Source organism: Paenibacillus pasadenensis DSM 19293, from assembly GCF_000422485.1.
Taxonomy (GTDB): domain Bacteria; phylum Bacillota; class Bacilli; order Paenibacillales; family Paenibacillaceae; genus Paenibacillus_O; species Paenibacillus_O pasadenensis.
On the sequence record NZ_AULW01000067.1, the window covers coordinates 23,983 to 31,297 of the forward strand.

Below are 7,315 nucleotides of genomic sequence, written 5' to 3' on the forward strand. Positions count from 1 at the left end.
CTCCGGCAACGCGGCTGTAATCGAGTCGGCGGCGAAGAAGTATGGAGTGGACCCGGCACTCGTCAAGGCCATCATCCAGCACGAAACGGGCAATATGACCAGCAAGGCAGCGAAGTCCAAGAACAACTTCGGCGGAATAATGGGCAGTGGCGGACTTCGCACCTACGGCAGCGCCGAAGAGGGCATCGATGCGGTCGCGAAGCTGCTCGCCACGGATCGATATCGGGGCAAGTCCATCCCGCAAATTGGGGCCATCTATGCGCCGATAGGCGCATCCAATGACCCGAACGGACTGAACAACCACTGGGTTTCCGGAGTGACCAAGTTCTACAACCAGTACAAGGGGTGACCGTAATGTCGACGCGAAAGGATGCGATGGCGCGCATACAGCACGGCCTTGAGGCGCGCGAGCGCGTATTGAGCGGCGCGCATACCAAGCCGCCGGTGACAACTGCCTACCAATCTTCACGAGCTCAAGCCTTGCAGCAGCACGAGGCCGAGCAGGATAGTTTGCGAGCAGACGCGCTTCGGCTGACGGGGCCGGCCGTGGTTCGGCAAAGGCTGCAGCAGATGGCGACTCCACCTGCGGGAGCGGTGCGGTCGACGCCTGCGCCTCGGTCTGCTACGCCGAAGAACCCTGTTCTGCAGAAGCTGCAGACGGTGCCTAAGAAGTTGGGCTTGGACAAGCTGATGGGAACGCTCGGCTTTAATGACGGCGATCCTTTCAGCACAGCAGTGGTCGGCATGGCGCGAGACGTCGTGGATCCGACAGCGCCAAAGGCTGTCGATGATTTTGCCCGCGGAGCGCTTTCCGACGCGACTCTTGGTACGAGCAAATCAATCGAGAAGCTGATTCGCGGACGAGAAGCAGAGAAGCACTACCAGACCCCCGCGGCGAAACTCGGTGCCCCCGTTGGCGGAGGACTCAGCATGTTGCTGCCGTTCGGGCCAGCGGCCAAAGCGGGCAGCATAGGCAAAGCAGCGCTCGGCGGTGCCGGCGTTGGCGCGGCAATGGGCGCGATCTCTGGCGCCAACGGAGAGATCTCGCGCGGGGTGGACCGGGGAGCTATGGCAGCGTTGACGGATGTTGCAGCCAACATCGGCATCAACGCTGCTGCGGGCGGTGCTCTTGGCGCCGTAGCGGGTGGGGTGGCAGGCGCGCTCGGTCGGCTTCTTGCTCGTCGCGGCGTGGCCAAGACTGAAGCGGAACGCATCTTGGCGCTGCCCGAAGCCTCGGATAGCCTGAAACGGAGGAGCGGCAATGCCGTAGAGCCGACGCCTTCGAACGGGAGCCCTAGCGTGGTCTATGGACATGGCGAGGTGACCCCGCTTGGGCTCCCAGAGCCGGCAATCGGAGCCCCGACTATCGCGCGACGGAAGACGCAGACAGCGAATCCTTACCGGGAGCAGTTTGAAACGCTGATTGGCCGCGCGCAGCAGCTCGAGCGCGAAGGGAAGCTGACTCCTGGAAGAGAGGACATGGATCTCGCATCTTTGTGGTCGCAGATGGCGGGTCGCGACGCTCCAAGTCTGGACGAGTTGATAGATTTGGCGTATAAGCCTGCATCGACAAGGCGGCCGGCTGCCGATTCGCTCGCGGCTGCTCGGCAGAATCAATATGCTCGTGAAGTTGCTGGGGCGCCGTTGCCGGTCAAGTCAATGGCAGATCGCTACCAAGGAGGAGCTGTGGCGGCCGCCGATGCGCCGGTGAATCTTGTCGGCCGGCGGCTGGAGGTGCTGCGGCGATCAGAGGCTACTCCGACAACCCCAAAGATGGAGCCGGCAGCTTCCGTTAAGGAGGCTCCGGCTCCGCGGAACGATAACGCCCCTCTCCAGCCGGAGTGGGATGGTACGATTCCCTTTGATACGGAGGACATTGCCCTGCCGGCGTCGGAGGAGGTAGCGCCACGGGTGCGCGACCGCGTCGCGGCCTATGCGGATGATCTGATCGCAAGCGCCCGAGCGGAGCTCGCGAAGAGCAAGCATCGATTGAGCAGCAACCCAGCGGACGTCTACGGCCAGTATGCGAAGATTGGCGCGGCCTACATGCTGAAGGGGACGGTCAAGCTAGCCGACTTCGGCGAAGCCCTTGTGCGCGACTTTGGCGAGGAGATCCGTCCGCATGTTCATGCCATCTTTACCCGGTCGAAGGCTCAGTATAAAGTCATGCGCGCCACGATCGAAGCCGAGGAGCTGGGACTGAATGGCTTCGGCGCGCAGAAGCTGAAGGACCTCTCAAACATCAACTTAAATACCGGGGACGTTTACCGGAATTTCAAGAAGGTCTTTGGCGAGGATTTTGAACCTGTGAAGAAAGCGATCCTCGATCCGTTTGATGCCGCAAAAGGTGAGTATGCACAGATGCAGAAGAATCTGACCGATCAGCTCCAGTCCGACATCGTGCAGAAGCTTAGCATCCGGAAGGGCAGTCGTGACTCCGCACTGGTGCAGAGATACGGCGAGCGGCAGATTAGCATAGACGAGCTGAAGGACCTTGCGCCGAAGACTTGGAAGAACGTCATCCGCGCTGACGCTTGGTTCCGGCAGCAGTACGATACGTTGATCGACCAGGTGAACGCGTCCGTCTCGCGCATCTATCCGGATCGCCCGGAAAAGCTTGTGCCAAAGCGGGCGGACTACTATCGGCACTTTCAGGAGATGAATGCCTGGAGCGGGCTGAAAAATCTGTTCGACACCTCGTCTGGCAAGATCAGCCCTTCACTGGCAGGACTATCTCCGTTCACGCAGCCGAAAACCAAGTGGGCATCGTTTAAACAGAAGCGGGGGCTGGGTGAGTTTAAAAATGATGCGGTCGGCGGCTTCTTGGAATACATTCCGGCGGCGGCTTATGCAGCGCATATCGATCCGCACATCGCCGTGTTCAGAAACTTGGCCAAGCGCCTCGCGGCCGACACGGAAACGACGGCGAATATCAACAACTTCATCAAGTACCTGAATAACTATGCGAACGACTTGGCAGGCAAGACGTCTCCTGTGGATCGGTGGGTGGAGGAGGTTGGCGGCCGGAAGGCGCTGCTGCTACTCAATAAGGCGAACAACCGGGTTAAGTCCAATGTAATCCTGGGCAATGTCCGATCGACTCTCTCGCAGATGGCGAACATCCCGAACGGCATTGCTTACGGCGGCATCGACGCCCCGGCGGGGGCGCTCCGGACGCTCGAGAGCATTTGGCAGCCCAATGAAGCGATGGCGCGGTCGGCGTTCCTGCGCGAACGCTACTTGGACAAATCCTTCCGTCGTTTCGATCAGCGCTGGTGGGAGCAGCCGAAGCGGTTCGCTGAGTGGATGATGGAGACCTCGGATCGCGTCGGCACGACCTTCGTCTGGAACACCGCTTTCGCCAAAGGGATTCGGCAGAAGGTCGCAGACCCCGTGAAGTTTGCCGACGAGAACACGCGCCGGCTGCTCGGCGGTCGAGGCGTTGGGGAGCAGCCGCTGCTGATTAAGTCCAAGATGTTCAACCTGGTCGCGCCGTTTCAGTTGGAAGTCAACAACCTTTGGCGCGTGCAGAAAGAGTTCGTGGACGAAAAGCGCTTCGGAGCGCTCATAACGCTATTCGCAGCAAACTGGCTGCTGAACAAAGCCTTTGAGAAGATGACCGGGAGCGGCGTCGTGTTCGATCCAATTGACGCACTCGTGGACGCTTCCAGCGAAGACATGCCGGCGCTGAACCGGCTCGGCCGAGTAGGCGGCGAGGTGCTGTCCAATCTTCCGTTCGGGCAGACGCTGGCAGGCCTCTATCCGGAGTACGGCGCTAATTTATACGGCACGGAGTTGCCGACACGCGAGGAGTTCTTCGGCGACAAGGACCCTACCCGTTTCGGCTCCGGTTTGCTGGCGGCCGGGGCGGTGACGGATCCGCTGTTCAAATTCGTCCTCCCGTTCGGCGGCAATCAGATTAAAAAGACAATTCAAGGGGGAGACGCCATCGCTCGCGGCGGTGTTTACACGGAGAACGTGCTGACGACCGGACCCGAGATTGAAGAGAGGAAGTTGAAATATCCAGTTGAGCGATCGCTGCCGAACATTGGACGCGCGCTTGCCTTTTCGCCCAATGCTACGACAGAGGGGCAGCGTTACAATCACAACGACTTGCGGCCGCTTAGTGAGAAGCAGACGCGCTCGTACTTGCGATCCGCCGACCAGACAGCGCATTACGAGAAAGTCCAGCGGAAGCGGCAACTGGAGGCAGCCAAGGCGAAGATGAAGGAGATTCGTCAGAACAAGACGCTCTCTCAAGCCGAGAAAGATAAGCGCATTGCAAAAATCAAGAATTCCATTGCGGATTAAGAGGCTCGCGCCGGCGAGTCTCTTTTTCGATTAAGGAGGCAACATGACAATTCCAGAAGCACAGTTGCAGGCAATTGCGCATCAAGTCGTCAAGCTCGAGACGCTGCAGGAGGTTAACAACAAAGCCTTAACCGATATGGCCAGCAGCGTCAGCCGGCTCGTGGATCGGCTCGACAAGTCGGATGATACAGCGCGAGACGCGGACCAGCGGGCCAGGGCGGCGCATCACCGGATCGACGAGCTGCGCGCCGCAGTCGACGGCATCAAACAAGGACAGCGCTGGCTTATCACGACCTCGTTCGGCCTGATCGGCCTGGCGGCGTCGCTGCTGGGCCTCGTCCTCAAATTTATCCAATAGGAGCGTGGGAAACATGGATTGGACAATCATCAACGGACTCATTCGGCCCGAGCTGGCCGGCGTGCTGGCGGTCTGCTGGATCACCGGCTACGTGCTGCGGCAGACGCCTCGCGTGCCCAACTGGACCATCGTCTACGCCGTCACGGCGGTCGCCGTGCTGCTGACCTGTTTGCTGCTTGGCTGGTCGGTCGAGAGCGTCACCCAGGGCGTCCTGTGCGGAGCCGTATCCGTCTACGGCAACCAGCTTGTGAAGCAGACCCGCGAGGCGGTCACCGGCGAGGAGGTACAGCGTGGACAGCAATAAGTATCCGATCGAGCGCCGTTACATCGACCGGCGCTCCAATGTAAGGCCAGGCACCCGGCTCGTAACAGGCAACCCGGCCTTTTTTGTCGCCCATGATACCGGCAACCCGGGCGCGACGGCCGAAGCCCATTACCGCTATCTCGACCGCCAGACGGAGCGGACCGCTTCGGCCCATGTGTTCATCGACGACACGCGGATTTTGGAGATCATCCCGACCGGCACCGGCGCAGATCCGGCGGAGCAGGCTTACCACGTTGTCCGCAACGTCAAGACGGACAACGAGTTGTACGGCTACGACGCCAACCACGCGGCGCTAGGCATCGAGCTATGCTTCGGCGGCAGCATCGTCTTTGCCGCAGCGTACCAGCGCCTGGTCTGGTACATGGGCCTGTGCTGCAGCAAGTGGGGCAAGACGCCGTCGACGCACATCGTCAGCCACCGGCAGTTGGACCCGGCCCGCAAGCGAGATATCGACCAGGCGCTCGCGGTCGGAGGAAAGACGCTGGGCGACCTAATCCGCGACGTCACCGCAGAGATGGCGTCTGCCGTTCGCCCGGCGCCCGAAGCGGCCAAGCTGCCGGCAGACGTGCGGGACCATGTCATCGTCTCGTACATCCAGCCGGCGCGGCATGCCGCTCTGCAGCAAGGGCTGCAGGAGGAGGCCGCGCATTACGAGCGCCTGGCGGCCAACGTCCGCGCCGCGGCGGCCGGCGCCGGGCTGCCTAAGAGCAACGCCCAGGAGATCATCTACTCATGGCTGTCGCCGGCATGGTTTGCCGCCAAGCAGGCCGGTGGCGACGCCGGCCGATATAATCAGATGGCCAACGCTCTGCGCGTCTGCGCGGGCATCCCGCTGGACTGAGCAAAGCCCGCTGACCAATTGGTCGGCGGGCTTTTTTAACTCGTTTCTACATATAATTGATTGCTGTGCATTCTTCACCGGGTCTCCTCAACGGGAGCCCGGCTTTTTTGTTTTTGAAGCGTGCGGATCCAGCATCAGGTCGTCGATATCGCGGCAGATCTCGTGTTGCCAGTCAACGTCGCTTGTCATCGATGCCATTATGGAGAGATTCTCCAGATAAGCCAGCTCGTGAACGTACTTGGCGTTTTGTTGCAGGCAGTGGTCAATCTCGGCCAGTTCCGCGCAACTCATCTCCCGGCGTTTATTGATTGTGTAGAGCTCGGCTAGGCGAGCGTGGAACGACTTTACCATGCGATCCACCAACCGATCGCAATCAGCGCGCCGCCGAGAACAACAAGCCATGGGGCAAACCGTTCGAGCGCACTCGGCTTTCTACGCTCTTCGAGAGAGGCGCGTATCGTTCGGATCTGATCACCGCGGTAGCTGACTTGGTAAACAACTTCTTTCATTCTGCACCATCTCCTTGGTCGGGATGATACAGCATATGCACAAAAATCATGATGATGCACAAAAATCATGATTTATCCCAAATATCTTCGAGCTGCCAACGCTTATCTATGCCCTTGCGAGCTGCGGCCTGATTCACTTCATCCACGGTCGCCCATGCATAATCCAAACGCGGCGGCGCACCTTGGCGCGTCCAGGCGGTGATGGTGTTCCGACTGCAGCCGATCTGCTCGGCGAGCTGCTGCTGGGAGAGACCTACTACGGCAAGGATGGTTTTTAGATGGCAAAGCATCGCATCACCTCGAGCAAATATTCAATTAGGCGAACCAGGATTCCTGCTATCTAAAATAATCTCCTAGAGATCCCCTCCTGTTGACAGGCTTCGACAACATATTCAGTCAGAGGGCGCTATACTTGTGACAGATGGGAGCAAATTGGTCCCGTTTTCCTCAGGAGCCGCGGACAAGCTGTCCGCGAAGCCTGCTGTCACTCATCTTGGGTGATTTCGAACTCATGAAGGTCTTCCATTCGGCAACCGAGAAGGAGCGAGGCGAGGTATTCATCCTCTGGCTTCATGACACGCTCATTCTGGCACCAATGGGATACAACCCGTTTATCCCTACCAGATCGGCGGGCGTACTCGGCTTGCGACCATCCAACACGTTCAAGGTGATTCGGCAGCAGGCATCTCCTTCGGGAGACGCGCAATCTGCTTTCCCCTTTCTATCGATGCTTTCCAAATTATACTACATCGCAGGGGGACATGGCATGAGACATGAAGTTGTTTTTACAAACGATCCCGGTCGTGAATCGATGGAGTTATGGGCATTGGCCACGTTGCTGGCGCATGAGGTGGAATTACCGGCAGACGTTGACGCTGTTACTGAATCCGGCCGTTATCGATTGACCTACGCCCCCCAATTCGCCCCCCTAACGCCCCCCGATGTGTGAAAAGCTTTGATCGACTTTGAAA

At 59.4% G+C, this 7,315-nt stretch carries 9 protein-coding genes; 6 read left to right on the forward strand and 3 right to left on the reverse strand.

Annotation, left to right across the window (positions count from 1 at the left end):
* Window positions 1-19 precede the first annotated feature (19 nt).
* Genes H582_RS26860 through H582_RS0110000 form a run of 5 tightly spaced genes read left to right on the forward strand, consistent with a single transcriptional unit; the run spans window position 20 to window position 5,835 of the window.
* The gene (locus H582_RS26860) at window positions 20-349 is read left to right on the forward strand and encodes a glucosaminidase domain-containing protein (RefSeq protein ID WP_084136997.1); all 330 of its coding nucleotides are present in this window, start codon (window positions 20-22) and stop codon (window positions 347-349) included.
* A gap of 5 nt (window positions 350-354) precedes the next feature.
* Window positions 355-4,311: a hypothetical protein gene (locus tag H582_RS0109985; RefSeq protein WP_028598446.1), complete on the forward strand. Its 3,957-nt coding sequence runs from the start codon at window positions 355-357 to the stop codon at window positions 4,309-4,311.
* Window positions 4,312-4,354: 43 nt separating this feature from the next.
* Complete coding sequence (locus tag H582_RS0109990; RefSeq protein ID WP_127464355.1) at window positions 4,355-4,669, forward strand: hypothetical protein; 315 nt, start codon at window positions 4,355-4,357, stop codon at window positions 4,667-4,669.
* Window positions 4,670-4,682: 13 nt separating this feature from the next.
* A complete protein-coding gene (locus H582_RS0109995; RefSeq protein WP_028598448.1) occupies window positions 4,683-4,973 on the forward strand; it encodes a phage holin family protein in 291 nt (96 codons plus the stop codon).
* Entirely contained in the window at window positions 4,960-5,835 is an 876-nt protein-coding gene (locus tag H582_RS0110000) for a peptidoglycan recognition protein family protein (RefSeq protein WP_028598449.1), read from the forward strand. The genes H582_RS0109995 and H582_RS0110000 overlap by 14 nt, the downstream gene beginning before the upstream one ends.
* Window positions 5,836-5,922: 87 nt before the next feature.
* Here H582_RS0110000 and H582_RS0110005 read toward each other — a convergent pair whose 3' ends face one another.
* The 3 genes from H582_RS0110005 to H582_RS0110015 all read right to left on the reverse strand — a co-directional run bounded on the left by H582_RS0110005 (window position 5,923) and on the right by H582_RS0110015 (window position 6,634).
* Window positions 5,923-6,186 (reverse strand): DUF7667 family protein, encoded by a 264-nt coding sequence (locus tag H582_RS0110005; RefSeq protein WP_043111173.1) that lies wholly within the window; start codon window positions 6,184-6,186, stop codon window positions 5,923-5,925.
* A complete protein-coding gene (locus tag H582_RS31760; RefSeq protein ID WP_156876698.1) occupies window positions 6,180-6,344 on the reverse strand; it encodes a hypothetical protein in 165 nt (54 codons plus the stop codon). The genes H582_RS0110005 and H582_RS31760 overlap by 7 nt, the downstream gene beginning before the upstream one ends.
* A 65-nt stretch (window positions 6,345-6,409) precedes the next feature.
* On the reverse strand, window positions 6,410-6,634 hold the full coding sequence (locus tag H582_RS0110015) for a helix-turn-helix transcriptional regulator (protein ID WP_028598451.1): 225 nt from the start codon (window positions 6,632-6,634) through the stop codon (window positions 6,410-6,412).
* A gap of 221 nt (window positions 6,635-6,855) precedes the next feature.
* Here H582_RS0110015 and H582_RS31765 point away from each other — a divergent pair, with 221 nt between their 5' ends.
* Window positions 6,856-7,293, forward strand: a complete 438-nt coding sequence (locus H582_RS31765) for a hypothetical protein (protein WP_127464354.1) — start codon at window positions 6,856-6,858, stop codon at window positions 7,291-7,293.
* Window positions 7,294-7,315: the final 22 nt, after the last annotated feature.

What these genes read in the sequence shown, in the direction of transcription:
- H582_RS31760 (WP_156876698.1), bottom strand. Translation starts at nt 6,344, where the DNA reads ATGAAAGAAGTTGTTTACCAAGTCAGCTACCGCGGTGATCAGATCCGA.
- H582_RS0110005 (WP_043111173.1), bottom strand. Translation starts at nt 6,186, where the DNA reads ATGGTAAAGTCGTTCCACGCTCGCCTAGCCGAGCTCTACACAATCAAT.
- H582_RS31765 (WP_127464354.1), top strand. Translation starts at nt 6,856, where the DNA reads ATGAAGGTCTTCCATTCGGCAACCGAGAAGGAGCGAGGCGAGGTATTC.
- H582_RS0109985 (WP_028598446.1), top strand. Translation starts at nt 355, where the DNA reads ATGTCGACGCGAAAGGATGCGATGGCGCGCATACAGCACGGCCTTGAG.
- H582_RS0109990 (WP_127464355.1), top strand. Translation starts at nt 4,355, where the DNA reads ATGACAATTCCAGAAGCACAGTTGCAGGCAATTGCGCATCAAGTCGTC.
- H582_RS0109995 (WP_028598448.1), top strand. Translation starts at nt 4,683, where the DNA reads ATGGATTGGACAATCATCAACGGACTCATTCGGCCCGAGCTGGCCGGC.
- H582_RS0110015 (WP_028598451.1), bottom strand. Translation starts at nt 6,634, where the DNA reads ATGCTTTGCCATCTAAAAACCATCCTTGCCGTAGTAGGTCTCTCCCAG.